The following is a 25,075-nucleotide window of genomic DNA, read 5'->3' as shown; positions in this document are numbered from 1 at the left end:
CAAGAGTCACGTCCGCTGCTACCAACCATCAGCCCATCACCATCAGGCCAACCCGGCCAGCCTCACAGTCAGGGCAGGTGGGTCAGCGCCCGGGTGAGGAAGTCGCCCAGCGCGGCCGGCGACTCGATCGTCAGGTCGGCGGCGTTTGCCACCTCGTGTCCGGTCTCCGGGTTGGCCACGGCCACGCAGACGCCGAGGAAGTCCGGGTCGGCGGCGGCCCGGGCGCGCAGCGCCGCGAAGGCCTTGATGTCGGAGACGTCGTCGCCGAAGTACCAGGCCCCGCTGGCACCCTTGATCGCCTCGCCGATCACCATGCCCTTGTCCCGGTCGACCGGTGGCTTGAGCTCCAGCACCATCCGCCCGGCCTGCGAGCGCAACCCCAGACGGTCGGCCTGCGCCTGCCCCCACTGCTGCACGGTCGGGCCGAGTTGCGGGGCGGTACGCCAGTGCAGCGCGACCGAGAGCCGCTTGTACTCCACCAGCGTGCCGGGCGGCAGCTCCGCCCGAGCCAGGTCGGCCAGTTCCACCATGGTCGGCACCCAGGGCAGCGCGGCCGGCTCGGTGACGGTCTCCCCGCCGGAGTGGCTGTGCTCCAGGCCGTAGAGGCCGTAGAGGTCCACGCCGACCAGCCCGCCGAGCTGATCCCGAAGGAACTCGACGGGTCGGGCGGAGACGATCGCGACCCGCTGCACGACCGGGGCGAGCGCCTCGATCGCGGCCAACGCCTTGGGAGCCGGGCGTACCGCGGTCGGATCGTCGTCGACGGGCGCGAGCGTGCCGTCGAAGTCGAAGAAGAGCACGGTCCCGGCCGCCCGGCTGGCGGTTATCCGCCAGGCATGGTCGGCGTTCAACGGGGTTCTCGGCTGCTGATTGCCCAGATTCAACGGCGGCACGCGCGTCAGCGTACCCCGGCGATCCAGGCTCATTCCTGGCCGAGGCGGACCCGTTGAGCGGTAGGCGATCAGCGTTCGGCGGCTCCTCGTCCGCGCCGGCCGAACGGCACCACCGCCGCTTCCTGGCCGTGGCTCAACAGGTAGCCCTCCACGAACCCGGTGTTGCGATCGCCGGTGTGGTTCTCGATCTCGTTGAGCCGTGCCACCAGGAACTCGGTGAGCGCGCTGATTCGATTGTTCAGACGCTCGTGCAGCTCGGCGACGACGGCCAGGACGACCGCGGTGCCGGCGGTGATGAGCGCAAAGAGGTTGACGAGCAGCGGAAGCTGCCCGCCGTCGACCGCGAGGGTCACTGTGTTGCCGGTCGCCCACAGTGTCACCGACACCGTTGCGACCACGACTGCCAACCACTTCAGGGTCATGGACAGACCCCTCCTTCTGTCCCGCAGGGCTGGGTTCGGCCTTGTCCCGTCCCCCCGCCGATGACGAGCCCAAGCAGTACGAATAGGGACGCTAGCGTGCCCGTTCCAGCCCCGGAGGCAAACGAATGAACCTGACCAGGCGTTCTTTCGCTATCTGAGGAACTAGCCTGCCTGATTGCCCCTTTTTCGGACATCGACCGGCAACGTTGGGCGGTATGCGAGGTATCTGATGGTTTCCCGGATGTGGAACTTCTCCGCATCCGATACCTGTGGATCGACCAGGCGGCGCAGCAGCGCCTCCACGTCGGGGTCCATCGGCGGGGCGGCCTGGCCGGGGCGGGGACCGGCCGCGGTGCGGTCCCAGCCGAGCGCGGCGAAGGCGGCCGCCGGGTTCAATCCCAGGCCCTCGCAGAAGGCGACCACCCGTTCGGCCTCCGGGTCGCTGGCCCAGTCGCCCCGGACCCAACGGTTGATGGTCTGCCGGGAGACGCCGGTGCGTCGGGACACCTCGGTGCCGCTCCAGGCTCGGGTCGCGCGTGCCTCGTCCAGGGCCCGCCGGACGAAGGTGGCGAAGGCGATCTTCCGCGCATTGGCCGTCTCGGTCACTCCGTGACCGTACGGCCAGCTGGCAACGGGTGCGTGCCCCGGCTCGCCACTGTCACGCAGACGTGACGAAGGTTTCGGATTTCCGGTAAACGAGTCAGTGCCACTGTTGAGGGGTGTCACGCGGGCAGAATAGATGAACGTAGTGGCAAAGGTAAGCGGACGAAAAGCTGATACTGTCACGCCCATGGGACAATCTACGGTGTGTCACGTGCATGAGACGATTGGTGCTCACATGCGTCACGCCCCCGGTGCCAGGGGGTCGTGGTGACTGAGCTCGCCACCCGCGCCCAGGCCTTCGGGCTGATCGCCGAGGGGGTCGCCGCGGGGCTGACCGCCCCCTGGCGCCTCTACCTCGCCCGAGGCTGCCGTTACCTGTCGCTGAGCGTCGGCGATCGTGCCGAGTGGAACGCCTGGCGTACCCATCTCGGCTGCCCGGAGCTGAGCGTCCGGGTCTACGACGCCGGCGGCGAGATCCGCCGGTCCTCGGTGGCCGAAATCGTGCTGGACGGCTGCCGGATCAGCGTCGAGCTGGTCGAGGAGGTCAGCACCGACGACCTGGACCGGCTGCTCGTCGCCGACCCCACCACGATCGAGCCGGAGGAGCGATGACCTGGCGTCCCGGCTGGGCCGGAGCTGCCCGATGAGCCCGTTCCTCGCGGTGTTCCTCGTCCTGGTGCTCGGTGCCACCAGCTACGCGGCCGGGCGGTTGCACGGGCAACTCAGCTACCGCATCGGCTACCGCTTCGGTTACCGACAGGGCTACTTCGACGGTGACCGGGGCGCCTGGAACCGGCGTCGTCGGGATGCCCAGGCGGCGATCGCCTCGGCCCTGTCGGTCTCGCCCGCGGGGGTGGTCCGCTCCGCCGGCGCGGTCGAACGCCCCGGCACCACGTACACCGGCTCGTCGTTCAGCGCGCCGGCCGCCCCGATCACCGGGCGGCACCCGACCGGCACGCTCGTCCGACGGGGCGGTTGAGGTCGGTCGGCGGGGTCACGCCCCGCCGACCGGCGCCACGAACGCGGTGCGTCGTCCGCGGCGGACACGCACCGTCGGGGTCACGTCAGACCGGTGACGGTGGCCCCACCGGCCGGGATGCGCGCAGGGGGCATGCATCCCGGCCGGTTCCGCCGTGTTCGCCACCGGCCCCGCGCCTGCTGAGGGCGTCGGCGGAGCGCCGTTCATGAGCGCGTCTTGGGAGATCCACGTTCGGCCTCTAGCCGGGAAGGTCCGGCGGGGCTAGCGTCTAGGCATGGCACGGGGTTCTCCCGAGCCAGCCGGTCCGCCCGGATCTGCGACCTCGCGCATGGGGTTCCGCATCCGACCCCGTGTCCCCGGGCACCGGAGGAGGCGGAACACGGGTGGCGGGTGCCCATCCGTCGGAGCAGGCCTGTGACGACTCGCCGTACCACCGCCGGTGCCGACCAGACCCCGGCCGCGACTGCCACGACCCGCCGCGCCACCAGGAGCCGCCGTACGGCGGCCGCCGCGCCGGCCGACCCCAAGGAGCCACGACCAGCCGGCCAGGCCTTCGTCCTGGACACGTCGGTGCTGCTCTCCGATCCGGCGGCGTTCCACCGGTTCGCGGAGCACGAGGTGGTGCTGCCTCTGGTGGTCATCACCGAACTGGAGGGCAAGCGGCACCATCCGGAGCTGGGCTGGTTCGCCCGGCAGTCGCTGCGGATGCTCGACGACCTGCGGGTCCGGCACGGCCGGCTCGACCGCCCGGTGCCCGCCAACGACGTCGGCGGCACCCTGCGGGTGGAGCTCAACCACACCGACGACGGCGTCCTGCCACCCGGTTTCCGCACCGAGAGCAACGACGCCCGGATCCTCTCCGTCGCGCTCAACCTCGCCGCCGAGGGGCGGGAGGTGACCCTGGTCAGCAAGGACATGCCGCTGCGGGTCAAGGCGGCCTCGGTGGGTCTGCGCGCCGACGAGTACCGCCACGGCCAGGCCAGCGACCCGACCTGGACCGGTATGTCGGAGCTGGAGTTGAGCGAGGAGCAGATCGGCCAGCTGTACGCCGGCGAGACGCTCGACCTCGACGAGGCGGCCGGGCTGCCCTGCCACACCGGTCTGGTGCTGCACTCGGGGCGTGGCTCCGCGCTCGGTCGGGTGCTGCCGGACAAGTCGGTGCGTCTGGTCCGCGGCGACCGGGAGGCGTTCGGGCTGCACGGCCGCTCGGCCGAGCAGCGGATCGCTCTCGATCTGCTGCTGGACGAGTCGATCGGGATCGTCTCGCTGGGTGGCCGGGCCGGGACCGGCAAGTCGGCGCTGGCGCTCTGCGCCGGGCTGGAGGCGGTGATGGAGCGCCGCCGGCACAAGAAGGTGATCGTGTTCCGCCCCCTGTACGCCGTCGGTGGCCAGGAGTTGGGCTACCTGCCGGGCTCGGAGTCGGAGAAGATGTCGCCGTGGGCCCAGGCGGTCTTCGACACGCTCGGCGCGGTGGTGCACGAGAACGTGCTGGAGGAGGTCACCTCGCGGGGCATCCTGGAGGTGCTGCCGCTGACCCACATCCGGGGGCGCAGCCTGCACGACGCCTATGTGATCGTGGACGAGGCCCAGTCGCTGGAGCGCGGGGTGCTGTTGACCGTGCTGTCCCGGATCGGGCAGGGCTCCCGGGTGGTGCTCACCCACGACGTGGCCCAGCGGGACAATCTGCGGGTCGGCCGGCACGACGGGGTGACGGCCGTCATCGAAGCGCTCAAGGGCCATCCGCTCTTCGCGCACGTCACCCTCAGCCGTTCCGAGCGGTCGCCGATCGCCGCGATGGTCACGGACCTCTTGGAGGACATCCCGATCTGACGGTGATTATGTGGGCCTTTGTCCGCATTTTTGGTGTGGCGCAGATCACAAACAGCCTGGTTGGTTTCCCATCAGCCTCACTGTGCGCAATCGTGTCCCACGAGCGTCCATGCACCACCGGAATCGTTGGTGATCGTTCGTCCCGAGACGGGCGACATCGGCGACGGTCGGTGTGTCGGCGCGGCCGGCAACCGGTCGGGGCGCTCGTGGCACGGCCGACGGCCAGCTGTGGTCTGCGCCGCGCCACGTCCTTGCTCCCGACGAAGGGACCACTTCGTGAGTCGGCTGTGGAGCCGGTTGGGCGCCCGTACGGCTGCTGTTGCGCTGCTCTCCGTGGGCGTTGCCGGTGGCTTCTACCTGGGCGAAGACCGGGAAACCCAGCAACAGGGTCTGACCGAGCAGGTCAGTCTCGAGGTCGACCGAGCCGACCTCGCGTACCAGCGCGAGCGGCAGGCCGCCCACCAGGTGCAGTTCTCCAAGCAGCGGGCCGCCGAGTACCAGGCCAAGCTGCGGGCGAAGGAGGCCGCCAAGGAAGCCGCCGAGCGGGCCCGCCGGGCCGAAGCTGCCGCGGCGTCCCGCAAACGCGAGCGTGCGGCCGCGAACGCGGCTGCCAAGCCGTACGACGGGCCGATCCCGGCGTCCTGCACGGAGTACAGCGGCAACCGCAAGACCGGCTGCGCGCTGATGATCAGCGCGGGGTTCGGCATCGCCGAGTTCCCCTGTCTGGAGAAGCTCTGGACCAAGGAGAGCGGCTGGAACCACAAGGCCAGCAACTCCTCGTCCGGTGCGTACGGCATTCCACAGTCGTTGCCGGGCAGCAAGATGGGTTCCGTCGCGTCTGACTGGCGGACCAACCCGGCCACGCAGATCAAGTGGGGGTTGGGCTACATCAAGGGCAGGTACAAGACGCCCTGCGGCGCCTGGACCTACTTCCAGAACAACAACCACTACTGACGGCTTTCGAAGGCGGGGCAGGTGGCTCTCCACTCGTCCCGCCTTCGCGCGTACCCCGGACGGGACGTGAGTGGCGGTCGGCCGCTTTTGCTGATAGCAGTTGTGGAGTGACCCTGCACCCGTCAAGCGGCGACCCATACCGGTTCGGCACCGAGGCGTTCTACGCCGCGCTCGGCCGGGCGTTCGTCGCCATGTGCGCGGTGGTCCCGTTCCTCTTTCTCATCGAGGCCGTCGACCAGGGGCTGGCGTTCGGCCTGGACGCCACCGCCGGCATCATCCCGCAACGCATCGACGGGCTGGACGGGGTCTTCTTCTCCCCGTTCCTGCACCACGGCTTCGACCACCTCTACAGCAACAGCATCCCGCTGATCCTGCTGGGCACCTTCGTCCTCGCCGCCGGCGCCCGCCGGTTTCTCTGGTCGACCCTGGTCATCATTCTGGTCAGCGGGCTCGGGGTGTGGTTCACCGGCTCACCCAACTCGGTGGTGGTCGGCGCCAGCGGCGTCATCTTCGGCTACCTGGGCATCCTGCTCACCCGGGGCATCGTCGAGCGCAGTTGGTGGAACTTCGCGGTCTTCCTCCTGGTCGGTCTGCTCTACGGCTGGCAGTTGGTCGGCATCCTCCCCACTGACGAGCGGATCTCCTGGCAGGGTCACCTGTTCGGCCTGCTCGGCGGGGTGGTGGCGGCGATCCTGTTCCGTCGGCGGCGACCGGCCGTGGGCGGCCCGGACTATTCGGGTTCCACGCTCAGCCTGCCCTGAGGTGATTCTCCGGCGCGCCTTCGGGACGTGCTTGCCGGACCGTCGCCGCCCGCCTACGGTCGAGATCAGCACGCGTTGATTCGTGAGCGGAAAGCGACGGTACGCCATGCGCGAGGTCGATGTCGCCGTGATCGGGGCCGGTCCGGCCGGTCTCTTCGCCGCGTACTACGCCGGGTTCCGGGGGCTGTCGGTGGCGGTGATTGACGCGTTGCCCGAGCCGGGCGGCCAGGTCACCGCCATGTACCCGGAGAAGCTGATCCTGGACGTCGCTGGCTTTCCCGCGGTCAAGGGCCGTGACCTGGTGGCCAACCTGGTGGCCCAGGCGGCCCCGTTCGCTCCGCAGTACCTGCTCGGCACCCGCGCCGAGAAGCTGTCGTACGCCGACGACCGCCCGGTACTCGGCCTGGCCGGTGGCGAGCAGCTCGCCTGCGGCGCGATCGTCGTTACCGGCGGGCTCGGCAGCTTCAGCCCTCGGCCGTTGCCGTGCGCCGACGGTGCCCCCGGCTCGGGGATCGTCTACTTCGTGACCGAGCCGACCGAGTTGACCGGTCGGGACGTGCTCATCGTCGGTGGCGGCGACTCCGCCTTCGACTGGGCGCTGGCGCTGCAACCGCTGGCCCGGTCGGTGACCCTGGTGCACCGACGGGAGAAGTTCCGGGCACACGCCTCGACGGTCGCCCGGGTGCTCTCCCTGCCGGTGCGGGTGGTGGTCAACGCGGAAGTCACCAAGCTTCTCGGTGAGGGCGCGGTGACCGGCGCCGAGGTGACCGTGCGCGGCGGCGCGACCGAGACGTTGCCGGTGGACACCGTGGTGGCGGCCCTCGGCTTCACCGCCGACCTGGGCCCGCTCGCCGAGTGGGGGCTACGGCTGGACCGCCGGCACATCCTGGTGGACAGCGCGATGGCCACCAACCTGCCCCGGGTCTTCGCGGCGGGTGACATCACCGAGTACCCGGGCAAGGTCCGGCTGATCGCCACCGGCTTCGGTGAGGCGGCGACGGCGGTCAACAACGCGGCCGTGGCCATCGACCCGAGCGCGCACCTCTTTCCCGGGCACTCCTCCGACGCCGGCTGACCGTCGGATCGGACCCAGGCCGACCTGAGCCCGGATCGAGACGGGTCGACCGGATCCTGAGGGGATGACGGGTTCCGAGACTCCGCAGGACGGCGAACCCACCACGCTGTCCTGGCTCTGCCACCCCGTCACCCTGTTCGCGTTGGTCCTGCTGCTGGTCAACGACCATGTGCTGAAGGGGGCCTTTCCCGGCCTGGTGACCGGCAAGCTGAGCGACGTCGCGGGCCTGGTGCTCGCCCCACCGCTGGTCGCGGTGCTGCTGACCCTCCTGGTGCCGCGGCTGCCGGCCCGGGCCGCCGCGCTGGCCGGCCTGGTCACGGTGGGCGCCGGGTTCGCGGTCGTCAAATCCAGCGGGTACGCGGCCGAACTCGCCTCCTCGGCCTGGACCGTGCTGGCCGGGCCGTCGCTGGTCCGGGCCGACTGGACCGATCTGCTCACCCTGCCGGCGCTCGGCCTGGCCTGGCGGAGTTGGACGCGGTCACGTCGCTGCCCGGTGCGCCAACGGACCGCCCGGCTGGTCCGGCTGCTGGTGGTGCTGCCACCGGCGGTGTTGGCGGTGGCAGCGACCAGCCCGATCTACTATCCGTACGCAGTGGCCACCGCCGTGGTCGACGGTCACCCGGCGATCTCGGTCGGCAGCGGCTACAGCACGTCGGACTGGCCGGCCAATCCGATGGACGGGCAGCGGGTGGTCAGCGAGGACGGCGCGACCACCTGGCGGCCGGCCACCGAGGATGAGCAGCGGCTACTGTCCCGCCAGGAGCTCGGGCAGCAGCAGGCGTGCGCTTCGGACGAGCCCCGGCGTTGCTACCGGACTGTCACCGGGCACCTACGGGTCGAGGAGAGTGACGACGCCGGTGCGACCTGGCGGGTGGCCTGGGAGGTGCCCGACGGGCAGCGGGAGGAGTTGGCCCGCCGGTCGCCGAACCCGGGCGATGTCCAGCGCCACTTCGTCGCCCCCCCGCGCGATCTGGTCGTCTATCCCCACGCCACCCGGATCGCGCGGCTGGTGGACCCGGCCCGTGCGTTCGAGCGCCGGTACCCGCCGCGCCCGCCCTATGCGCCCTATCCGCCGCACGGGCCCTATCCGCCTGCGCCCTACCCTGCGCGCCCACCGACGGTGCCTGATCCGCCGTACCCGTCGCAGTCGCCGTCGCGCTGACCCTCCGCCATGCATACCTGATCGGCCTTCTGCACCAATAGGCGATAAGGCCCGCATGAGTGGATCCGGCCGGTCCGAACAAGGTCGAACAACCCGTTTCAGCAGGGCGAACATGGGAGAGAGTGTTCGGAACAGTCGTAAAGGATGGAAGTCGCGATTGGGCGTCGATACGGTGATTGGAGTCCAATCGGCCGTCGGTGAGTGATGCGCTCAATGTGGGTGCTCCGCCGATGGGGCTTAAGTAGGAGGAGCGTCTTGATGCGAACTCGGCACGCCATCGCGGCGGCGATCGGAGCGATGCTGTTTGTGATTGGAGCGGCCGCGCCGGCCCAGGCCGCGGCGCCAACCTGGGAACCACAGGAGGCGACGCTGACAAGCGTTGGTTCCGCTCACTGCGATGGGGCTGGCCCGGTCTCCATCGCGGGGATATCTGCTTGCTTCGAAAAGTATGGTGACGTGCTCTGGGTTGCCGACCGCGACGCCGACGACCCATGGGACTTCGGCTACATGCAGTGGTTGAACGAAATCAGGGACGTTAACGGCGAATGGAAGCCGTACCGGAGCGGTGAGTGTCAACTCGGGGCGTCCGGCGGAATTATTGAAGGGTATTGCAACAAGGATTTCTATGAGGACAGTAGCGAGAACAAGCTCCGCGGTTACGGCAGCCGGATTACTTATAAGGCGTGCAGCACCGTTTATGGCTGCAGCAGCCCGAGGACTGTCACCAACAACGGCTAGTGCAGTGGCGTCAACCCATGAGCGGCATTGAGCCGAATAGCCGGGGCGTCTCGCCTCGGCTATTCGGCAATTTATCCTGAAAGTCAGCGAGGACGTTGGCGGGCGGGTGGCGCCAGTGCGGCGATCAGCACGGCCACCATGGTCAGCGCCGCCCCGAGCAGGGTGTTCACACCGGGGTGCGAGGCCGCCGTGGGGAGGATCAGGTCCAGCAGGACGGCGCCCACGATCTGCCCGGCGATGGTGGCCAGGCCGAGCAGCAGCACACCGGTGAAGCGCACGATCGCGGCGGCGATCGCGATGAACACGATGCCGATCGGGCCGCCCAGGTAGAGCCACGGCTCGGTCGGCAGGTGACCGCTGGGCCAGCCGCGTACGGCGATGTCGATCGCGAACGCGACGAGCAGGGTGACCGTGCCGACGGCGAAGTTGACAAGCGTGGCGGTCAACGCGCTGTCGGCCGCCGCTCGGACCCGGCCGTTGACGGCCTGCTGCCAGGCGATACCCACTCCGGCGAGCAGCGGTAGCAGGGCCAGCGCCAGCGCGCCCGGGTCGCCAAGACGGTCGCCGACCGCCAGGCCGACCGCCAGCACGGTGAGCACCGCGCCGGCCAGCCGCTGCCGGGTGACCGGCTGCCGGCCGGTCGGCCCGATCCCGGCCCGGTCCACGGCGAGGCTGCTGCCGGTCTGGCCGGCGACCACCGCCACGGTGAAGACCGCCACGCCCAACGTGCCGATGGTGAGGCCCTGGGTGGCCACCAGGAAGGCTCCGCACATCCCGCCGAGGCACTGCCAAGGCCGCAGCGTGCCGGTCCGCAGCGCCCGCCGCGTCGCGGCCAGCCCCCGCCGACCACCGGGGGTCGCGGGCACCAGCACCAGCAGCACCAGCAGACCGATGCCGAACGAGACGACCGCGGCGGCGAAACCGTCGTCGAGGCGTACCCCCAGCTCGCCGTTGATGCGCGACTGCACCGCCACCGCGACCCCGGAGGCCGACGCCAGCGCGACGCCGGTGATCCGGCGGGCGGCCGACAGGGTCTGCGGGGTCGCCGTGTCGGCGGCTGTCACTCCTGCTCGGCCAGCGGACGACCATCGAAGTCGACCGCGGAGTAGAGCGCCAGCTTCTCCAGCCGGTGGTACGAGTCGATCACGCGGATGGTGCCGCTCTTCGAGCGCATCACGATCGACTGGGTGTACGCGCCGCCCGCCCGGTAACGCACCCCGCGCAACAGATCACCGGAGGTGACCCCGGTCGCCACGAAGAAGCAGTTGTCGCCGGTGACAAGATCATCGGTGCCCAGCACCCGGTCCAGGTCGTGCCCGGCGGCGATCGCCTTCTCGCGCTCCTGCTCGTCGCGCGGCCAGAGTTTGGCCTGCATCGCGCCGCCCATGCACTTCAGCGCGCACGCGGAGATGATGCCCTCCGGGGTGCCACCGATGCCCATCAGCACGTCGACGTCCGACTCGCCCCGGGCGGCCGCGATGGAGCCCGCGATGTCGCCGTCGGAGATGAACCGGATACCCGCCCCGGTCCGGCGGATCTGCGCGACCAGATCGTCGTGGCGGCTCCGGTCCAGCACGCAGACGGTCACCTCGGAGACGTCGGTGCCCTTGACCTTGGCGATCCGGCGCAGGTTCTCCGCCACGCCGGCGTTGATGTCGATCACGTCGGCGTACGCCGGCCCGACGGCGAGCTTCTCCATGTAGAACACGGCGCTGGGGTCGAACATCGCACCCCGCTCGGAGACGGCGAGCACCGCCACCGCGTTCGGCATGCCCTTGCTCATCAGCGTGGTGCCGTCCACCGGGTCGACGGCGACGTCCACCTCCGGGCCGGTGCCGTCGCCGACGTGTTCGCCGTTGAAGAGCATCGGGGCGTTGTCCTTCTCGCCCTCGCCGATCACCACCACACCGCGCATCTGAATCGAGTTGATCAGTTTGCGCATCGCGTCGACCGCAGCCCCGTCGCCGCCCTCCTTGTCGCCTCGACCGACCCACCGACCGGCGGCCATCGCCGCGGCCTCGGTGACCCGGACCAGGTCGAGGGCAAGGTTTCGGTCGAGATCCTGTGGGATCCGCGTCCTGGTGTTCGTCATGACGGCTACTCCTCCTCGCGACGGTGCGGGGACGACCGGCGGCAGGGAGGCCCCCACTGCCGGCTTTGTCGCTGATCCTCACACGATGGCCGACCGGACGTCGGCGCGGGGCGGTGATGGCCTGGATACCGCCGGTCGGGCGGCTGCGAAGATAGCGGGGTGGAACCCGCACAGCCAGCCGACCGCGTACCCGCCGACCGCACGCCGCCCGACGGTCAGCCGCCGGCCGACGTCCCCGCCGGTCGCGGCGGCGAGCCCGCCGCGACCGATCCGACCCCACCGCCGCCGGCGGTGCCCGGCAAGTCCGAGCGGTCGCCGGCGGTGTCCGGCAAGTCCGAGCGGTCGCCGAAGGACATGGCGATCTCGCTGCTGGTGCTGCTCGTCCCGATCGCGCTCCTGCTGGCGTTCTACCGGGGATTCCTCGGCGGCGACCAGGCCACGACCGTCGATCCGGCGCCCGCCATCGAGCAGGCCCGCTCGGCGAACGTCTTTCCGGTGAGCCAGCCGCAGGGGCTCGGCACCGGCTGGAAGACGGTCAGCGCCCGCTACCAGACCGTCGAGGGCGGTGCGAATCTGCGACTCGGCTACCTCACGCCCGAGGGGCGGGGCGTCCAACTGTTGCAGAGCAGCGTCCCGGCGGACCGTCTGCTCCCCGCCGAGCTGACCAGTCAGGGCCAGCCGCAGGGCCCCACCGAGCTGGCCGGGCGCACCTGGCAGCTCTACACGGCCCGGGGAAATCAGCAGGCGCTGGTCCTGCTGGAGCCGACCCGCACGATGATCGTCGTCGGCGACGCCCGGGACAACGAACTCCGCGAACTGGCCGGCTCACTGCGCTGACCGGACCGGTGATCGGTGGTCCCGCAGGAATTGAATCTGGACAAGCAGCCCGAAGGGTGATTGTCCGACGCGTCGACAGGGAACAAGGAGGGGGTGATCCGGGCGCGCTGCTCGGCCCGGATCGCGCGACGCGGCCGACGGTGCTGCCGCGTCGCCCGGTTTCCGGCGCCGTCCAGGTCGTCGGGTGACCCCCTTGGGAGACACGTATGACTGTTCGACGACTCGGCGCCGGCCTGGTAGCCGCCGCTCTGATCACGCCCGCACTGGCCGCCTGCGCCAGCGGAACCGGCACCGGCACCGCCGGATCGACGCCGTCCCCGACGGTGAGCGCGTCCGGCACGGCGAGCCCGTCCGGCGCCCCGGTGGCGGGCGACGCCAAGCAGGCACTGCTCGACTCCACCAAGGAGATCAGCAACGGGAACTTCCGGTTCACCCTGGCCGGCGCCGGCTCGACGGCGGAAGGGCTGGTGCACCAGCCGAGCCAGAGCGCGGCGATGAAGATCGCGATCGGTGGCCCCTCGTCCGACCTGGCGATGAAGCTCGACGTGATCCACTTCAAGCCGGACAGCTGGGTCAAGCTGGAGCTGACCGGCCCCACCGCCGACAGCCTGCCCGCCATCAAGCAGCTCAACCTCGGCAAGTACCAGCACCTCGACCAGAACCGGATCAAGGGCAACCGCAACCTCGGCTTCGACTTCGAGAAGGTCGACCCAGCCGGCAGCGCGGTGCTCACCCAGGGCATCACCGAGGTCCGCAGCACCGGCACCGGCGCGTACGCCGGCACCATCGACGTCACCAAGGCCGCCGAGGCGGGTTCGTTGAACGCCGCCACGATCGCCGCGCTGGGCACCCAGGCGAAGACCGTCCCGTTCACCGCGAAGGTGGACCCGCAGGGCCGGCTCAGCGAGCTGGTGTTGCAGTTGCCGGCCGCCGGGCAGACCGCCGCCCAGGAGATCAAGATGACCTACTCCGACTACGGTGCCGCCACCGCCGCGCAAAAGCCGCCGGCGGACCAGGTCGTCGAGGCGCCGGCCGAGCTGTACAGCCTGTTCAACTGACGTACCGAGGTGGGGCGGCTCCGGCCGCCCCACCGGCGGTTCCCGTCCCCCCACCGGCGGTTCGAGTCGCCCCGGCCGGGGTCAGGAAGCGGGCTCCTGCCGGGCGGCGTCGATCCGCGCCCGCGCACCATCCAGCCAGCGTTGGCAGATCACCGCCAGGGCCTCGCCGCGTTCCCAGAGCGCCAGCGACTCCTCCAGGGACGTGCCGCCGGCCTCCAGCCGCTCCACCACCGAGGCCAGCTCGGCGCGGGCCTGCTCGTAACTGAGCCGCTCGTCCGGCCCGGCCTTCGTGTCGTCAGTCATCGCGTTCATCTCAGCACACCACTCCCCGCTGCGCCGCGTCGCCACTCAGCCATCGACAGTGGCGGCCAGCTCGCCGTCGGCCAGTCGTACCCGCAGCGGGTCGCCCTTGCCGACCTCCGCCGCCGCGCGGACCACGTGGCCGTCCGCGCGTTGCACGATCGCGTACCCCCGATCGAGGGTGGCGGCGGGGGAGAGGGCGCGCAGCCGCGCGAGGGTGTGCCGCAGGTCATCCTCGGCGGCCGCGAGTCGATGCTCCAGGCAGCGGCCGGCCCGCTGGCGCAACGCCGTCAGCTCGGTCGCCCGATGCTCCACCATCACCTGGGGCCGGGCCAGCACCGGCCGGGAACGCAGCCCGTCGAGCCGGTGCGTCTCCCGGTCGACCAGGTTGCGTACCGCCCGTTCAAGGCGGTGCCGGGCCTGACCGATGAGGCGTACCTCCTCGGTGAGGTCGGGGACGACCCGCTTCGCCGCGTCGGTCGGGGTGGAGGCACGGACATCGGCGACGTAGTCGATCAAGGGCGCGTCCGTCTCGTGGCCGATCGCGCTGACCACCGGCGTACGACAGCCGAACACCGCGCGGCAGAGCGCCTCGTCGGAGAAGGGCAGCAGGTCCTCGATGCCGCCGCCACCTCGGGCAATGATGATCACGTCGATGCTCGGGTCGGCGTCCAGCACCTTGAGCGCGTCGACGATCTGCGGCACCGCGGAGGGGCCCTGCACGGCCACGTTGACCGTCCGGAACTCCACCGCCGGCCAGCGCCGCCGGGCATTGGTCAGCACGTCCCGCTCCGCCGCCGACGCGCGACCGGTGATGAGCCCGATCCGGCCGGGCAGGAACGGCAGCCGACGCTTGCGGGCGCGGTCGAAGAGCCCTTCGGCGGCGAGCAGCTTCTTGAGCTTCTCCAGTCGAGCCAGCAGCTCCCCGAGCCCGACCTGGCGAATCTCGTCGGCCCGCAGGCTCAGCGTGCCCCGGGCGGCGTAGAACTCGGGCTTGGCGTGCAGCACCACACGGGCGCCCTCGCGTAGCTCCGGCGCGCCGGAGTCCAGGACGTCCCGGTTAGTGGTGACGGTCAGGCTCAGGTCGGCCGACGGGTCGCGCAGGGTGAGGAAGACCGTGCTGGCCCCGGGGCGGCGGCTGATCTGCGCGACCTGCCCGTCCACCCACACCCAGCCCAGCTTGGCGATCCAGGCCCCCACCTTCTGGCTGACCACCCGTACCGGCCAAGGCTCCTCAGCGCTGCTCGCCCCGCCGCTGCCCACCCGCCCACCCTCGCTCACCCGCCCACCCTACGGACCTCCCCCACCTGGCCCGTCGATCATGAAGCTATTGCCCTCCGTGCCGGCGTGTCGCAGCAATAACTTCATGATCAACGCAGGGGGAGGGGGTTGGGGTTGGGGTCGCGGCCCGGTGCCGGGTTCAGGGGTGGCACGTACGATGGGGTGGTGACTGAGGCTCAGGCGACTCACCGGACCGGCAAGCGCGTGCTCCTGGCCAAGCCCCGCGGCTACTGCGCGGGTGTCGACCGCGCGGTGCAGACCGTGGAGGAGGCGCTGAAGCTCTACGGCGCCCCGATCTACGTGCGCAAGCAGATCGTGCACAACAAGCACGTGGTGCAGACCCTGGAGGCGCAGGGCGCGATCTTCGTGGAGGAGAACGAGGAGGTGCCGGAGGGCGCCACCGTCATCTTCTCCGCGCACGGCGTGGCGCCGGAGGTCTACGAGCAGGCCAAGGCGCGTTCGCTGAAGGCGATCGACGCGACCTGCCCGCTGGTCACCAAGGTGCACCACGAGGCGCGGCGCTTCGCGGCCGAGGACTACGACATCCTGCTCATCGGCCACGAGGGGCACGAGGAGGTCATCGGCACCGCCGGTGAGGCCCCCGCGCACATCCAGCTGGTGGACGGCCCGGACGGCGCCGACAAGATCACCGTCCGTGATCCGGAGAAGGTGGTCTGGCTCTCCCAGACCACGCTCTCGGTGGACGAGACGTTGGAGACGGTGGCCCGGCTCAAGCAGCGGCTGCCGCTGTTGCAGTCGCCGCCCAGCGACGACATCTGCTACGCCACCTCCAACCGGCAGCACGTGGTCAAGGAGATCGCCGCCGACTGCGACGTGGTGATCGTGGTCGGCTCGACGAACTCCTCCAACTCGGTCCGCCTGGTCGAGGTCGCCCTCGACGCCGGCGCCCGCGCCGGCCACCTCGTCGACTTCGCGCACGAGATCGACGACGCCTGGCTGGAGGGGGCCACCACGGTCGGCCTGACCTCGGGCGCGAGCGTCCCGGACGACCTGGTCCAGGAGGTGCTGGTCCACCTCGCCGCCCGCGGCTTCGCCGACGTCGAGGAGATCACCACCGCCAACGAGCGGCTCACGTTCTCGCTTCCGCAGGAGCTGAAGCGAGACATGAAGGCCGCCGCGGCGCGCGGCTGAGCACGGGAACGAACTCGGGTCGGCGTACGTCAGATTCGGCATGAGGACTCTTCGGCTCGCCGTCCCCGCGCTGGCCGTCTGCGTGGCGCTGAGCGCCTGCGGCGGCCAGGGTGGCGGAGGCGGCACACCCACCCCGACACCCACGGGAGCGCAGCCGGTGACCAGCCAGCCCACGCCCGACCCGACGCCCCCGCCAGCGACCGGCACCCGGAGCGTGCCGCCCGGGCTGAAGCCTCCGAAGCCGGGCGGCCCGAGCACGCCGCCGGGCGTCGGGGCCACCACCCTGAGCGGCACCGTGCAGGGCGGCGTGGAGCCCGGCTGCGTACTGCTCGACGGTTACCTGCTGCTCGGCGGCCCGCGTGACGTGCTGACGCCGGGCGCGCGGGTCGAGGTCACCGGTCGGGTGGAGCCCGGCATGATGACCACCTGCCAGCAGGGCACCCCGTTCGTCGTGACGGCCGCCCACCGGTCCTGACCATTCACCCCTGACATGCGGGAGCCCGCCCCCGAACGTGGGGACGGGCTCCTGCCGGTGTTACGAGCGGATCAGTTCACGGCACCGATGGACACGTTGCCGCGACCCACGATCGCACCCTCGGTGGTGACGATCGCCAGTTCACCGGAGAGCTGACGCCCGTCGGCCGGAACGGCCACCGCGGTCACCGTGCCGGTGATGGTGGCCGACTCGCCGTGCATCAGCGGCACCGCGACGGCCGGAGCGGTGATCGTGCCCAGCGACGCGGACGCGAACGCGTCGTAGTAGTCGTAGGCGGTGCTGGTCCCCGGCCCGTCAACCCCGTACGGCTCCACCACGACGCGGTAGGTGCCGGCGGCCGGGTTGGTCAGCGTGACCGCCTCCTCCGAGTCGCCGTCCGCGGCCCGGCCGACCTCGGTGGTACCCCGGTAGACGAACAGGTCCAGGTCGGCGCCCGCGTTGGCGGGGTTGCCGATCCGGGCGGTGAACGTCGACGTACCCGCCGGGATCTCCACGGTCCATTCCTGGTTGGGGCCGCCCTCGGTGATGGTCGGACGCTCGGTCCGCACACCGGTCAGCGCGCCGCTGCGGCCGCTGACCGAGACCGGGCCGAACGCGTTGGTGACGTCCCAGCTCACCGGGGTCGGCTCGCCGGCCTCGACACTGGGCAGCTCGACCAGCGCCGGCTCGACCGTCAGGCCCTGCACCCGTGCCTGGAGCTTGAACGGGTTGTTCAGCGCCGGGGACGTGCGCCGCGACTCCACCTCGATCTCCCAGACCCCGGGAAGGGGGTTCTGGTAGTCACGCTCCTGCGGCTTGCAGACGTTGACGTCGGAGAAGTTGGTGTAGCAGACGGTGCTCGTGGTGGCCTCCACCGGCACACCCAACGGGTTGATCGCGATGAAGCGGGTCTGCGAACCGGTGGCGATCCCGGAGAGGTTCACCTGGAGGGCCTTGGCGCCCTCCGGCACCGTGACGAAGTACGACGTGAAGCCGTTGCGGTCGACCGAGCCCTCGTTGGCGTACGAGAAGTTGGGCTTCTTCACGTCGTTCGAGGCCACCACCACGGTGGACACCTCGAAGTCGACCACGTTGGTGGCCGGGTCGTCGATTCGCACGATCGCGCCGTGCGCACCCTCGGTGGCCGGCTTGGCGGTGACGCTGATGGTGACGGCCTTGTTGAGCGGCAACGCGACGGTCTGCGGCGCCTTGAAGGTGCCGTCGTTGCCCTGGAGCGTGACGTCGTGCCTGATGGTGCCGGCCGGCCCGCTGGTGCGGGTCAGCTTGACCGGGTACGTCTTGCTCTGGCCGACCTTGTGGCCGCCCTCGGACGAGGTGCAGCGGTTGTAGACGCCGGTGCCCCGACCCGGGTTCGGCACGAACTTCACACCGTTCCAGATGGTGAGCTGGTCCGCCAGCGGGCTGCAGACCGGCGCGTCGGAGACGTACGACCGGGTTTCGACGCCCTGGCGCAGCAGCTGCCAGGCGCCCGGCACGTTGACCATGCCGTAACCCTGCGCGTACGTCGGCACGTCCGCGATCGGCTTGGCGGAGCTGAACAGCGCCCGCCGCAGCGCCGCCGGGCTGACGCCCCGGTCGGTGGCCTTGGCGGCCGACAGCAGCAACGCGCCGGCGCCGGCGGTCTGCGGAGACGCCATCGAGGTGCCGTTCAGCATCGCGTAGCCCGGGGGCAGCGCGTATCCGGCCTCGGGGACCGGGGCGCCGAGCTGCCACGTCGGTGCGGTGGAGATGGCCGAGCCGGGGGCGGCGATGTTCGGCTTGAAGCCGCCGTCCTCACGCGGGCCACGGGAGGAGAAGTTGAACAACGCGTTCTTCTTCTTGACGACCGAGCCGTAGTTGGCCAGCCAGGTGTCCTTGCTGATGTTGGCGGCAACGCTGATCACGTTGCTGGCCACCGACGGGTCGCCGACGGTGTTGAGACCCGGGCCGGAGTTGCCGGCCGAGATGACCAGCTGCACGCCGTACGTCTCGATCAGTTCGTTGTAGAGGTTCGTCCGCGCGTTGTTGCCGTCGTTCAGGCCCGGAAGGCCACCGATCGACATGTTGACGATGTCGACTCCACGGTTGGCCACCAGGTCGATCATGCCGGTGGTGAGGGCTGCCGCGCTGCAACCGCCGCCCCAGGAGCAGGCGCGGGCGGAGACCAGCTTGGCGCCGGGCGCGGCGCCGTCGAAGGCCCCGTTGCCGAGCATGTCGTTGGCGGCGGTGATGCCGGCGACGTGGGTGCCGTGGGTGCTCTCGACGATGCCGATGTTGACGTAGTCGTAGGTGCCCGGCAGCCCGATCGGCGTGGTGTTGACGTTCTTGCGGAACTCGACGACGAAGGGCTGCCGCTCGGCGACCGGGGTCGCCGGGTTGTCGGTACCGAAGTAGCCGATGTCGTACTTCTCCTTGTACGGCCGCATGATCGGGTCGTCGGTGAAGTTGAGGTTCTGGTTGGCGTCCACCCGGATGTTGTTGGTGGCCGGGTCGAAGAGCACACCCCAGGTGTCGGTCGTGTCGCCGTCGCGGTTGACGTCACCCCGGGCGTCGCTGGCGGTGGTGACCGACTCGCTGAACAGGTTGAACCGGTACGTACCGGCCGGCGCCGTCCACGTGCCGCCGGCGATGGTGAACGACGGGCCGGCGACCTCGGCCTGCATTCGCCGCCACGAGCCGTCCTCCAGCGGGTCGGTCGCGGTGACCCAGTCGACGATCTTGCGCTCGCCGGTGGTGGTCTGCTGCAACGCCGGGTGGGCAAGGTCCACACCGGAGTCCATGATGCCGATCGTGACGCCCCGGCCGTCCCACGTGGGGTGGGCCGCGGTGAACGCCACCGCGCCGGTCTCGTTCGTCGGCATGTAGGCGTTGTCGGCCGGGGTGGTCTCTCCCGGCGCCCCGACGGTGGCCTGCCGCGCGCCAGCGGTGCCGGCGGGGGATTGTTCCGGGGCCGGGTCCGGCAGTTGGATGACCTCGTCCAGGTCGACGGCCGAGACGCCGGGCAGCCGCGCCGCCTTGAGGACGCGGTCGGTCGGAACCTTGGCCAGCACGAAGCCGACCCGGTCCTGCCGCTGGCTGACAGTGCCGCCGAGCTTGGTGAGGCTGTCGGCGACGTCCCCCGCCTCACCCTTCTCGGTGGCGACGATCAACGTGACGGTCGGGGCCTTCTTGGCGCGGGCCTCGCTGAGCAGTTTGGCGTCGTGGGCGCCCAGCGTCTCGGCGGCGGTGGCCGGGGAAGCGTCCGGTGTGGTGGCGGGAGCGGCGGCCGCGGTGGCGGCACCACCCATGGTCGTCATGGCGCTCACCGCCAGGACGGACGCGAAGAGCGCGGCTGAGGTGCGCCGGCTCAGGTTTCGAAGTCTGCTCACGTTCTCTTTACCTCCAGAGAACAGGGCCCTTCAGAGAAGGGCGCTCGGGTGAGCAGAATCTTTCGTGGTGCCGGCGAGCACTGTCACTACTGGTCAGTCCCTTGTGACCAGTTCGTGACATGCGGGTATACGCACTGTCACATGATTGGTGAGCGCGTCGGAACCTCGTCGCCAGCCGGATCGGCCAGCTCAGGCGCCTGCGGCTGCCGGGGCGTCAACTCGACCTGGGCCGGCGTGGCCAACTCGTCGTCCGAGACGCCCAACTCGGCGAGCTTGCGGGCGCTGACCAGCACCCGGGCCTCCAACGAGCCGACCGCCCGGTTGTAGGCGGTCACCGCACCGGCCAGCGAGGACCCGAGCTTGCCCACGTGGTCGCCCAGGGTGGAGAGCCGGCCGTACAGCTCCCGGGCGAGGGTGTGCACCGCGAGCGCGTTGCGGGCCAGTGCCTCCTGCCGCCAGGAGTAGGCGACCGTGCGGAGCAGGGCGACCAGCGTGGCCGGCGTGGCGAGCACCACGTTGCGGGTGAAGGCGTGCTCCAGCAGCGTCGGGTCGCGCTGGAGCGCGACGTCGAGGAACGGGTCGGCGGGGACGAACAGCACCACGAACTCGGGTGAGTTGTCGAACGCCGACCAGTACGACTTGGCGGCCAGGGCGTCGACGTGCCCCCGCAGGTGCCGCGCGTGCGCGTCGAGGTGGGTGTCCCGGCCGCGCTCGTCGCGGGCCTCCATGGCTGTCAGGTACGCGTCGAACGGTGCCTTGGCGTCCACCACCACCGAGCGGCCGCCGTGCAGTCGAACCACCAGATCCGGTCGGACGACCTGCTGGTCGGTGGCGGCGGTGACCTGCTCGGAGAAGTCGCAGTGCTCCAGCATCCCGGCCGCCTCGACGATCCGGCGCAACTGGTGCTCGCCCCAGCGGCCCCGCACCTGCGGTGCGCGCAGCGCCGCCACCAACTGCTTGGTCTCGGTGCGCAGCTCACCGGAGACCGCGTTCATGGAGCGGACCTGCTCGCGCAGCTCGGCGTACGCGTCGACGCGGTCGTGCTCCAGCTCGGCCACCCGCTGCTCGTAGCGGCGCAGGGTGTCATGCAGCGGGGCGACCGCCCGGGCCACCGCCTCCTGGGACTGCGCGGTGGCCTCGTAGCTCAACGCCCGCATGGACTGCTCCAGCCGGCCCTCACCCTCCCGGGTGGCGGCCAGGGTGGCATCCAGGCGGGCGATGTCGGCCGCCGACCGGGACCGGGCCGCGAGCCAGCCCACCGCCCCGCCGGCACCGAGGCACACGATCACCAGGAGCAGCGTCGAGACGTCCATCACCGGAGCTTGCCAGACGGATACGACGGGGCACCCGCGGGTACGTTCGATGACATGGAACTTGTGCTCTGCCTCGCCGTTGTGCTGGTCGGCGCGCTGGCCGCCGCCGCGCTCATCCGCGCTCAGGCCGGTGCCCGTCGGCGCACCGAGCTCGGCGACGCCCGCGCGGAGGCGCAGCGGTGGTACGAGCGCCTCGGCGGCCAGCTGATGAACCTGCACGGCGACGAACCAGCGGTACGCCAGGCGCTGGCCGACGCCGGTGAGCGGTACAACGCGGCGGGCTCCCAGCTGGAGCAGGCGTCCACGCCGCACCAGTTCGGGCTGGCCCGGGAGACCGCGCTGGAGGGTTTGGCGTACATCCGGGCGGCGCGCACGGCGCTGGGCATCGATCCGGGGCCCGAGGTGCCGACCCTGGCCGCCGCCCGTGGCGTGGGGCAGCTCACCAAGGAGCGCGAGGTCGACGTGCAGGGGCAGACGTTCCGGGCCGGGCCGCAACCCGGCCGGGAAACGCCCTACTACTACCCCGGTGGGCGTTATCAGGGTCGACCGGTGCCCGCGGGCTGGTATTCGACGCCGTGGTGGAAGACGGCGCTGGGCGCCGGCGCCGGTGTGCTCGGCGGCATCCTGATCGCCGACGCGCTCTTCTCGCCCGCCTTCGCCGACCCCGGGTACGGCTACGACGCCGGCTACCAGGAGGGCTTCGGTGACGGTGTCGACCAGGGCGGCGACGGAGGCGACCAGGGCGGCGACTTCGGCGGCGGCGACCAGGGTGGGGACGTCGGCGGCGGCGACTACGCCGGTGGGGACTTCGGTGGTGGCGGCTTCGGCGGCGGTGACTTCGGGGGCGGGGATTTCGGCGGCGGGGACTTCTGACCGTCGATCGCAGACCTACGACAACGGGCCCCGGTCGCAGTTGACCGGGGCCCGTTGTCGTACCTGTCGATCAGCCGGTGTTGCGCATACCGGCCGCGATGCCGTTCACCGTGGTGAGCAGCGCACGTTCCAGGGCGGTGCCGTCGCTCGGCGCGCGTCGGCCGCCCGGGGCGGTGGCGATAGCCCGCCCGGCGGCGCCCGACTCCCGGTACTGCCGCAGCAGCGCCACCTGGAGATGGTGCAGCGGCTCCAGGTAGGTGTCGCGGACGGCCAGGGTGCGCTGGAGGACCGGCGAGTTCTCCAGCAGGGCCGGTGAGGCGGTCACCGCCAGCACCTCCCGCTTGGTCAGCTCGTACTCCTGCTCGATCTGCTCGAAGATCGGGTGCAGCTTCTTCGGCACCAGCGTCTCGACGTACCGGCGGGCGATGCTCAGGTCGGTCTTGGTCAGCATCATCTCGACGTTCGACAGGAACGTGCGGAAGAAGTGCCAGTTGCGGTGCATCTCGGCCAGCACGTCCGCCAGCCCCGCCTCGCGGGCGGCGGCCAACCCGGAGCCGACCCCGAACCAGCCCGGCACGATCTGCCGGGTCTGCGTCCAGCCGAACACCCACGGGATGGCCCGCAGCCCGGACAGCCCGGCGCCGGTGTTCGGGCGCTTCGCCGGCCTTGAGCCGATGTTCAGCGCGCCGAGCAGCTCGGTGGGGGTGGACGCCCAGAAGTACGCCGGCAGGTCCGGGTCCTCGACGAGCGACCGGTAGGACCGGAACGCCGACTCGGACACCACGTCCATCGTCGCGTCCCAGCGCTCCAACATCTCGGCCGGCTGCCGGGGTGCGGTGTGCAGCAGGGTCGCCTGGAGCACCGCGGCGAGGGTGAGCTCCAGGTTCTCCCGGGCCAGGGAGGGCAGGGTGTACTTGTCGGAGATCACCTCGCCCTGCTCGGTCACCTTGATCGCGCCGTCCATGGTGCCGTACGGCTGCGCCAGGATCGCCTCGTGCGTCGGCCCGCCGCCGCGCCCGACCGTGCCGCCCCGGCCGTGGAACAACCGCAGGTGTACGCCGTGCCGGGCGGCCACGTCACGCAGCGCGCGTTGCGCCCGGTGGATCGACCACTGGCTGGTGGTGATCCCGGCCTCCTTGTTCGAGTCGGAGTAGCCGAGCATGACCTCCTGCACATCGCCCCGGGCGGTCACCAGCGCCCGGTACGCGGGCAGCGACAGCAGCTCGTCGAGGAGTTCACCGCCGGCGTTCAGCTCGGCCGGGGTCTCCAGGAGCGGCACGAACCCGACCCGGGCCCGCCCACTGTGCACGTCCACCAGGCCGGCCTCGCGGGCCAGCACCACGGCGGCCAGCACGTCGTCGACGCCCAGGGTCATCGAGATGATGTACGACTCGATCACCTCGCCGCCGAACCGGTCCTGTGCCTCCCGGATGGTTCCGAACACGTCGAACGTCTTGCGGGCCGGCTCGGACAGCGCCGTGTCCAGGGTGGACAGCGGGCGGCGGCCGGTCAGCTCGTCGGCGAGCAGCTTGGTGCGTTCCAGCCGGGTCAGCGCCGGGTAGTCGGAGACCTCGCCGACCGCCTCGTAGAGCTGCGCCAGCACCGCGTGGTGCGCCTCGGCGTGCTCCCGCACGTCCATGGTGGCCAGGTGCAGGCCGAACGCGGATACCGTACGGATGGTGGAGGCCAACCGGCCGACCGCGGTGAGCTGCCCGGAGTTGCGGGCCAGCGAGGCGCGGAGCAGGTCCAGGTCGGCGATCAGCTCGGCGGAGCCCCGGTAGTCCCGGCCGGGTACGTGCGCGGTGCCCTGGCGCAACCTCAGCCGGGTGTTGGCGAGCTTCGCCTTCACGCAGCGCGCCTTGAGCCGGTACGGCTCCTCCGCGTTGACCCGCCGGAAGCGCTGCGCCACCTCGGGCAGCGCGTCCAGGTCGGCGGCGAGGCTGGCGGAGAGGTCCAGGGACACCCCGCGCAGTCGGCGGGACACCGAGACCTCGTTGATCAGGTGGTCCATCGCCTTCTCGGTGGCCGCGATGCCGTGCTCGTGCTGGATGGTCAACACCTCACGGGTGACCGCCGGGGTGACGAACGGGTTGCCGTCGCGGTCGCCGCCGATCCAGGTGCCGAAGCTCAACGGCCGGGCCGTCGGCGAGGTTTCCACGCCGAGCGTGCGCAACGTGTCGGCCAGGTCGTCGAGCACCTGCGGGGCGGCCTCCGCGTACAGGTCGCGCAGGTAGTAGATCGCGTTGCGGGCCTCGTCGGTCGGGTCCGGCCGGTCCAGCCGCAGCTCGTCGGTCTGCCACATCAGGTCCAGCAACTCGGCCAGCCGGCGGTTGGCCGGACCCTCGTCGCTGGCGCCGTAGAGGATCGCATTGGCGGTCTCGGTGTCCAACTCGTCGGCGATCGCCCGCAACTTGGACAGGATCGAGCGACGGGCCGCCTCGGTCGGGTGCGCGGTGAAGACCGGTCGTACCGCCAGCCGGCGAGCCGCGTTGGCGATCTCCTCGGCCGGGACCCCGCGTTCGGCGATCATCTTGGCGGCCTGGTCCAGCCAGCCGCCCTGCACCGCGCGGCGGCGGCGCAGATCCCGTGCCCGGTGCACCTGCTCGGTGATGTTGGCCAGGTGGAAGTAGGTGGAGAAGGCGCGGGCCAGCTTGGTGCCGGTGGTCACATCCAAACCGCCGAGGCGCTGGGCGGCCGCCGGGGCGTCGGAGCGGACCTGGGCGCGGATCTCCTCGACGAGGTCGAGCAGCGGGCGACCCTCCTGGCGGGCCAGGGTCTGGCCGAGCAGGGTGCCGAGTCGGCGAATGTCGGCGCGCAGTGCGGCGTCCGGGCCGTCGTGGTCGTGCTGGTCGGTCACGATGCGCTCCCTTACGTGGATACGAAGGACAGCGCTGTCCGACTTACTGGAT

23 protein-coding genes are annotated in these 25,075 nt (G+C 71.0%); 13 read left to right on the top strand and 10 right to left on the bottom strand.

Annotated elements, in window-relative coordinates; all coding sequences use genetic code 11:
• Window positions 1-68 precede the first annotated feature (68 nt).
• The 3 genes from otsB to AC5L30_RS30365 form a co-directional block, all read right to left on the bottom strand.
• Window positions 69-893 (bottom strand): trehalose-phosphatase, encoded by an 825-nt coding sequence (gene otsB, locus AC5L30_RS30375; protein WP_494871475.1) that lies wholly within the window; start codon window positions 891-893, stop codon window positions 69-71.
• Between the two features lie 68 nt (window positions 894-961).
• Window positions 962-1,315, bottom strand: coding sequence for a hypothetical protein (locus AC5L30_RS30370; RefSeq protein ID WP_091394345.1), 354 nt, complete (start codon window positions 1,313-1,315; stop codon window positions 962-964).
• 162 nt (window positions 1,316-1,477) lie between these two features.
• The gene (locus AC5L30_RS30365; RefSeq protein WP_387166898.1) at window positions 1,478-1,921 is read right to left on the bottom strand and encodes an XRE family transcriptional regulator; all 444 of its coding nucleotides are present in this window, start codon (window positions 1,919-1,921) and stop codon (window positions 1,478-1,480) included.
• Between the two features lie 264 nt (window positions 1,922-2,185).
• Between AC5L30_RS30365 and AC5L30_RS30360 the strand changes: the two genes are divergently transcribed.
• From AC5L30_RS30360 to AC5L30_RS30325, 8 genes are all read left to right on the top strand, one after another.
• Window positions 2,186-2,530, top strand: coding sequence for a hypothetical protein (locus AC5L30_RS30360; protein WP_354995764.1), 345 nt, complete (start codon window positions 2,186-2,188; stop codon window positions 2,528-2,530).
• Between the two features lie 31 nt (window positions 2,531-2,561).
• Complete coding sequence (locus AC5L30_RS30355; RefSeq protein WP_494871474.1) at window positions 2,562-2,897, top strand: hypothetical protein; 336 nt, start codon at window positions 2,562-2,564, stop codon at window positions 2,895-2,897.
• A 414-nt stretch (window positions 2,898-3,311) separates the two neighbouring features.
• A complete protein-coding gene (phoH2, locus tag AC5L30_RS30350) occupies window positions 3,312-4,727 on the top strand; it encodes an RNA 5'-3' helicase PhoH2 (RefSeq protein ID WP_494871473.1) in 1,416 nt (471 codons plus the stop codon).
• 276 nt (window positions 4,728-5,003) lie between these two features.
• On the top strand, window positions 5,004-5,681 hold the full coding sequence (locus tag AC5L30_RS30345; protein WP_494871471.1) for an aggregation-promoting factor C-terminal-like domain-containing protein: 678 nt from the start codon (window positions 5,004-5,006) through the stop codon (window positions 5,679-5,681).
• A 107-nt stretch (window positions 5,682-5,788) separates the two neighbouring features.
• Window positions 5,789-6,442: a rhomboid family intramembrane serine protease gene (locus tag AC5L30_RS30340; RefSeq protein WP_091394326.1), complete on the top strand. Its 654-nt coding sequence runs from the start codon at window positions 5,789-5,791 to the stop codon at window positions 6,440-6,442.
• A gap of 106 nt (window positions 6,443-6,548) precedes the next feature.
• On the top strand, window positions 6,549-7,517 hold the full coding sequence (locus AC5L30_RS30335) for an NAD(P)/FAD-dependent oxidoreductase (protein ID WP_494871483.1): 969 nt from the start codon (window positions 6,549-6,551) through the stop codon (window positions 7,515-7,517).
• Window positions 7,518-7,581: 64 nt separating this feature from the next.
• Window positions 7,582-8,679, top strand: a complete 1,098-nt coding sequence (locus AC5L30_RS30330) for a hypothetical protein (protein WP_494871469.1) — start codon at window positions 7,582-7,584, stop codon at window positions 8,677-8,679.
• A gap of 258 nt (window positions 8,680-8,937) precedes the next feature.
• On the top strand, window positions 8,938-9,417 hold the full coding sequence (locus AC5L30_RS30325) for a hypothetical protein (protein WP_494871468.1): 480 nt from the start codon (window positions 8,938-8,940) through the stop codon (window positions 9,415-9,417).
• A gap of 83 nt (window positions 9,418-9,500) precedes the next feature.
• Here the strand turns inward: AC5L30_RS30325 and AC5L30_RS30320 are convergent, their stop codons facing one another.
• Window positions 9,501-10,481: a DMT family transporter gene (locus AC5L30_RS30320; protein WP_494871467.1), complete on the bottom strand. Its 981-nt coding sequence runs from the start codon at window positions 10,479-10,481 to the stop codon at window positions 9,501-9,503.
• Window positions 10,478-11,509 (bottom strand): class II fructose-bisphosphatase, encoded by a 1,032-nt coding sequence (gene glpX, locus AC5L30_RS30315; protein ID WP_091394313.1) that lies wholly within the window; start codon window positions 11,507-11,509, stop codon window positions 10,478-10,480. Before glpX ends, AC5L30_RS30320 begins: the two co-directional genes overlap by 4 nt.
• 159 nt (window positions 11,510-11,668) lie before the next feature.
• On the opposite strand from glpX, the gene AC5L30_RS30310 reads away from it, so the two are divergent.
• Together AC5L30_RS30310 and AC5L30_RS30305 are read left to right on the top strand one after the other, a co-directional pair.
• Window positions 11,669-12,346 (top strand): DUF4245 domain-containing protein, encoded by a 678-nt coding sequence (locus tag AC5L30_RS30310; RefSeq protein ID WP_494871465.1) that lies wholly within the window; start codon window positions 11,669-11,671, stop codon window positions 12,344-12,346.
• 206 nt (window positions 12,347-12,552) lie between these two features.
• Complete coding sequence (locus tag AC5L30_RS30305; RefSeq protein ID WP_494871464.1) at window positions 12,553-13,404, top strand: hypothetical protein; 852 nt, start codon at window positions 12,553-12,555, stop codon at window positions 13,402-13,404.
• An 81-nt stretch (window positions 13,405-13,485) separates the two neighbouring features.
• Here the strand turns inward: AC5L30_RS30305 and AC5L30_RS30300 are convergent, their stop codons facing one another.
• Together AC5L30_RS30300 and xseA are read right to left on the bottom strand one after the other, a co-directional pair.
• Window positions 13,486-13,707, bottom strand: a complete 222-nt coding sequence (locus AC5L30_RS30300; protein WP_030328827.1) for an exodeoxyribonuclease VII small subunit — start codon at window positions 13,705-13,707, stop codon at window positions 13,486-13,488.
• 45 nt (window positions 13,708-13,752) lie between these two features.
• On the bottom strand, window positions 13,753-14,985 hold the full coding sequence (xseA, locus tag AC5L30_RS30295; protein ID WP_494871463.1) for an exodeoxyribonuclease VII large subunit: 1,233 nt from the start codon (window positions 14,983-14,985) through the stop codon (window positions 13,753-13,755).
• Window positions 14,986-15,150: 165 nt separating this feature from the next.
• On the opposite strand from xseA, the gene AC5L30_RS30290 reads away from it, so the two are divergent.
• Window positions 15,151-16,137 (top strand): 4-hydroxy-3-methylbut-2-enyl diphosphate reductase, encoded by a 987-nt coding sequence (locus AC5L30_RS30290; protein ID WP_238661615.1) that lies wholly within the window; start codon window positions 15,151-15,153, stop codon window positions 16,135-16,137.
• Between the two features lie 40 nt (window positions 16,138-16,177).
• Window positions 16,178-16,612: a hypothetical protein gene (locus AC5L30_RS30285; RefSeq protein WP_494871460.1), complete on the top strand. Its 435-nt coding sequence runs from the start codon at window positions 16,178-16,180 to the stop codon at window positions 16,610-16,612.
• A gap of 71 nt (window positions 16,613-16,683) precedes the next feature.
• Here the strand turns inward: AC5L30_RS30285 and AC5L30_RS30280 are convergent, their stop codons facing one another.
• Entirely contained in the window at window positions 16,684-19,980 is a 3,297-nt protein-coding gene (locus tag AC5L30_RS30280) for a S8 family serine peptidase (RefSeq protein WP_494871459.1), read from the bottom strand.
• Between the two features lie 137 nt (window positions 19,981-20,117).
• On the bottom strand, window positions 20,118-21,293 hold the full coding sequence (locus tag AC5L30_RS30275; protein WP_494871458.1) for a DNA recombination protein RmuC: 1,176 nt from the start codon (window positions 21,291-21,293) through the stop codon (window positions 20,118-20,120).
• A gap of 54 nt (window positions 21,294-21,347) precedes the next feature.
• Here AC5L30_RS30275 and AC5L30_RS30270 point away from each other — a divergent pair, with 54 nt between their 5' ends.
• Window positions 21,348-22,166, top strand: a complete 819-nt coding sequence (locus tag AC5L30_RS30270) for a hypothetical protein (RefSeq protein ID WP_494871456.1) — start codon at window positions 21,348-21,350, stop codon at window positions 22,164-22,166.
• A 70-nt stretch (window positions 22,167-22,236) separates the two neighbouring features.
• Here the strand turns inward: AC5L30_RS30270 and ppc are convergent, their stop codons facing one another.
• On the bottom strand, window positions 22,237-25,023 hold the full coding sequence (gene ppc / locus AC5L30_RS30265) for a phosphoenolpyruvate carboxylase (protein ID WP_494871454.1): 2,787 nt from the start codon (window positions 25,021-25,023) through the stop codon (window positions 22,237-22,239).
• Between the last annotated feature and the right edge of the window lie 52 nt (window positions 25,024-25,075).

The organism is Micromonospora sp. BQ32 (assembly GCF_059358895.1).
This window is presented reverse-complemented; position numbering and strand designations above follow the sequence as displayed.

What these genes read in the sequence shown, in the direction of transcription:
- AC5L30_RS30325 (WP_494871468.1), top strand. Translation starts at nt 8,938, where the DNA reads ATGCGAACTCGGCACGCCATCGCGGCGGCGATCGGAGCGATGCTGTTT.
- AC5L30_RS30300 (WP_030328827.1), bottom strand. Translation starts at nt 13,707, where the DNA reads ATGACTGACGACACGAAGGCCGGGCCGGACGAGCGGCTCAGTTACGAG.
- AC5L30_RS30335 (WP_494871483.1), top strand. Translation starts at nt 6,549, where the DNA reads ATGCGCGAGGTCGATGTCGCCGTGATCGGGGCCGGTCCGGCCGGTCTC.
- glpX (WP_091394313.1), bottom strand. Translation starts at nt 11,509, where the DNA reads ATGACGAACACCAGGACGCGGATCCCACAGGATCTCGACCGAAACCTT.
- AC5L30_RS30370 (WP_091394345.1), bottom strand. Translation starts at nt 1,315, where the DNA reads ATGACCCTGAAGTGGTTGGCAGTCGTGGTCGCAACGGTGTCGGTGACA.
- AC5L30_RS30275 (WP_494871458.1), bottom strand. Translation starts at nt 21,293, where the DNA reads ATGGACGTCTCGACGCTGCTCCTGGTGATCGTGTGCCTCGGTGCCGGC.
- AC5L30_RS30285 (WP_494871460.1), top strand. Translation starts at nt 16,178, where the DNA reads ATGAGGACTCTTCGGCTCGCCGTCCCCGCGCTGGCCGTCTGCGTGGCG.
- AC5L30_RS30270 (WP_494871456.1), top strand. Translation starts at nt 21,348, where the DNA reads ATGGAACTTGTGCTCTGCCTCGCCGTTGTGCTGGTCGGCGCGCTGGCC.
- AC5L30_RS30330 (WP_494871469.1), top strand. Translation starts at nt 7,582, where the DNA reads ATGACGGGTTCCGAGACTCCGCAGGACGGCGAACCCACCACGCTGTCC.
- AC5L30_RS30355 (WP_494871474.1), top strand. Translation starts at nt 2,562, where the DNA reads ATGAGCCCGTTCCTCGCGGTGTTCCTCGTCCTGGTGCTCGGTGCCACC.
- AC5L30_RS30305 (WP_494871464.1), top strand. Translation starts at nt 12,553, where the DNA reads ATGACTGTTCGACGACTCGGCGCCGGCCTGGTAGCCGCCGCTCTGATC.